Consider the following 2,717-nt stretch of genomic DNA (forward strand, 5'->3'; position numbering starts at 1 on the left):
CGGAATTGAAGCCACAACCCCAGACCAGATCGCCGCATGACCGACAAGCCTCAAACACCAGATTTGACAATAACTCGGGACAGGCTACTGGGCACCTATAGGGCACAGCCTGCCGCGGGCCATGAGGCCATGACTATCGGGATCGAACAATTCAGAACGCCGCGAGACCAATGGCTGGATCGAATGTTGGTTCAACCTGTCAAAGGGCCAGCGAGCTGGCTATTCAATAAATCGAAAAGTAAACGAGAAATGATAGGTGAGAGAAACGAACATTACGCAATCAAAGGAACGGCACAAAAGCGGGACAAGACCAGCGTGCCGGACATGTATAGGTGCATCGTACCCTACTGACACGAAGGGTAGCAACCGCAAGGCGATCAGGGAACCAGAATTGCTCAGTCATTCACCAATCAAGGTTAGCAGCGCGTTAACGTGCACAGAACGTGTCGAACGTCGATTGTGCTATCTTCGCCAATCGTTTAAACGTGCGGTGTGCACCGCAGGCTCCTTAGCTCAGCTGGATAGAGCATCCGCCTTCTAAGCGGACGGCCGAGGGTTCGAGTCCTTCAGGGGCCGCGCGGTGTGCCAATTGTCAGTCACACCATACCTTTTCCTGGAATCACACCATAACTTTTCTGCGGGTGATTTTCCGCAGAGGAGTGAGCAAGTTAAGTACTTGATTTTTAATGGCTTTCAATTTAAAATGATCAATTCATCATGCTAGAGATGACCTCCCTACAATCAAAGGGATCGCATGAACGATGACCGCAGATCTGACAGGGTTGATAGCTACGACTCTTGATGTTGCACCGAGGCCCGAATTTGTTGCGCTTTGGTATCGATGAGACAGATTCAAAAAGCAGGCGCGGATGACAACCTTAAGAAAATTGGAATCAGTCGAGAGCCGTCTCGATATCTATGCGCAGATATAAAAACCCGTATTCCTCGCCCTTCGGCGCAAAAGGTTTCACGCCAGCGGCTTTGACCTTGGCCAAGAGCGTTTGCGGGTGGGACCCAAACTCTTGGGTCATGGTCGTCAAAGTGAGGAATCGCTCATGAAATGCTGCGATGTTGGCTTTTGACATGAAATAGTGCAATCCGCCGATTTTAGGATGCGGCAATTGTAATGCCGGAACATGGCCTGCGGCAACAAACGCCGCAAACCGCCCTCCGTCTCGTATACCGACAGACCGCCCAAAGGCCGCCGCCGTGGTGATGACGTCTTCCGGCAACAACGGTTTAGGGCCTTGGCCGTCTTCCATTGCCCCAGCGAGACGATCAATCTCAACTTTCAGCACTAACAGGTCGCGATAGCCGCCGCGGCCCCTGACGTGCCCTACCTGAACCTGCCCATCCCGTATCGCGCCAACTATTGTAGAGAGGCTGACCCCGGCACGGAGCCTCGCTCTTTGCAGGCTCTCCCAGCCCGTTTGAATCGAATTCAGCATAACTGCCTGTTTGAAAAGCATCGCAACAAGGTCCACACCATCTGATGGGCGCCACGGGAACTTGACCGATGGGATGTCTATGCGAGGGATTAGGACATTGTCTTGGGCGAGCGTCCGGAATTCAACTCGGGTCGCGCCCATCAAGGCCTGCATTTCTATAGGGCCGACCAGCGTTGGGATTTCGGTCAACAGGTCGGCGTATCGCGATGGGTCAAAAGTCTTGCGCGCCTGAGGTCGACCATCGTCCGCTGAAATCGCTCTGGCATGCACCAAGAATTGTTCCATCAACGTTGTGCCGATGCCAACCTCATGGGCAGCTAGGCTGACAGAATGCAAGCGCCGCTCCGGCAAGATCGTTCCTAAAACCAAAGTCCCCGCCGGAACGGGCCAGATATCGAGAATGCATTCCCTAAGAATATCTCGAAACACCGCAAAGTCAGGCTCATGCAAATAGGCCCTCGACATGGTCGCATATAAATTGCCAAAGGCCTTCTTGGGCTCATCATTATGGCCTGAGGCTCGCGCGGCCAGCTGATCCAAGGCTTCACGGATCGCCTCAGGACCGCGCGCGGCCACATCAAATCCAGCAGCCTGTGCGGTAGAATTGAATTCTGCTTCGTCTACCAGAGGGGATTTTTGCAGCCGAAGGAGCTCGGTCCCTAAAAGACCACAAAAGGTTGTCGCGGCATGTAGGGTTTGATTGTGCAACCAAGTTAGGTCTTTGCCGCTCTCAAGCCGCTCATCCAGCCATAGATCATGGGGAGAAGGCAGTCTCTGGGGCGCGTCCAGATGTCCGTTCAGGATGGCCCCCATGCGCTCTCCAAGGCGGGCCCCGATGTCATACCGTTCGGTGGGTGAATTCCGTTCCCAAAGCGGCACCAGCGGGCGGTTATGGCGGAGGCAATAGCTAACCGCCCGCAATTGCCAATCTCCGCGCATCACCATGGAGGACAAGGGGGAACCCGTATTGCTCATCGCATCCTCGCGCAAACAATGAGGACAGCATCTGATCTTTGGATTTCTGAGCGCGCGCGAGACGAATACCTCACCTCGAAACACCATCCGGACGTTCCCGACCGCTTTACCAGTCCAGGACAGCATTTCTTCAAGCGCGTCCTTGTCGAGGTCCCCAAGTTCGGAGAGCTGTTCTAATGTCAGATCATCAAGGTTGATAACGCGTTTTAGGCTGAACTGTAGAGCGTCAACCACCTTGTCCGCGAGCGACAACCATCTTGGCCGGTTTTGAGGCCACTGAGGTTGGCGTGTCGT

General features: G+C 54.1%; 1 protein-coding gene and 1 tRNA gene. One reads left to right on the forward strand and one right to left on the reverse strand.

The features are described from left to right. Positions 1–502: 502 nt before the first annotated feature. Positions 503–576 (forward strand) — tRNA-Arg (locus ACEN2J_RS20630). 317 nt (positions 577–893) lie between these two features. Here the strand turns inward: ACEN2J_RS20630 and ACEN2J_RS20635 are convergent. Then, the coding region (locus ACEN2J_RS20635) for a TniQ family protein (protein ID WP_442108613.1) at positions 894–2,717 on the reverse strand (1,824 nt) is incomplete at its 5' end.

The organism is Pseudorhodobacter sp. W20_MBD10_FR17 (genome assembly GCF_052119765.1).
GTDB lineage: Bacteria > Pseudomonadota > Alphaproteobacteria > Rhodobacterales > Rhodobacteraceae > Pseudorhodobacter.